This window comes from Azospirillum isscasi (assembly GCF_030849505.1).
Classification (GTDB): domain Bacteria; phylum Pseudomonadota; class Alphaproteobacteria; order Azospirillales; family Azospirillaceae; genus Azospirillum; species Azospirillum isscasi.
Genome location: NZ_JAUJFI010000400.1, coordinates 1 through 525, shown reverse-complemented (window position 1 = coordinate 525; position 525 = coordinate 1). Strand labels below are relative to the sequence as shown.

Sequence of the window (525 nt, the reverse complement as noted above, 5' to 3'; positions counted from 1 at the left end):
CCGCCATGCAGCGCATCGTGGACGGCGTGACCGAGGACGTGAAGGCCTACGCCTACGAGGGGCCGGTCTCCACCCTGCAATGGACCTTCCTGGGCGACGCCCGCAGCGAGGTGCTGGGCGGGTCGGACGGCAACGACTTCATCAACCTGCTGGGCGGCGACGACGCCGCGTCGGGCGGGGCGGGAGACGACGTGCTGGACGGCGGCTCGGGCTCCAACTGGCTGATCGGCGGCTCGGGCAAGGACACTTTCTTCGTCGATGGCCGCGGCACCGAGACCACCTGGTCCACCGTCACCGACCTGGAGCAGGGCGAGTGGTCGACCCTTTGGGGCTACAAGGAAGGCACCTCCACGCTGCGCTGGGAGGAGATGGGCGGCGCCGAGGGCTACAAGGGCGCCACGGTCCATTGCGACATCGACGGCAACGGCACCGTGGATGCCAGCATGACCTTCGCCGGCAAGGCGGTGGGCGCGATGACCGTCACCACCGGCACCATGGGCGACCAGAACTACATCGCCTTCATCA

1 pseudogene is annotated in these 525 nt (G+C 68.8%); it reads left to right on the top strand.

Features of this window, described 5'->3' with window-relative positions:
* Positions 1-525, top strand: a pseudogene (locus QSG27_RS29195) (DUF4347 domain-containing protein); the annotation flags it as partial.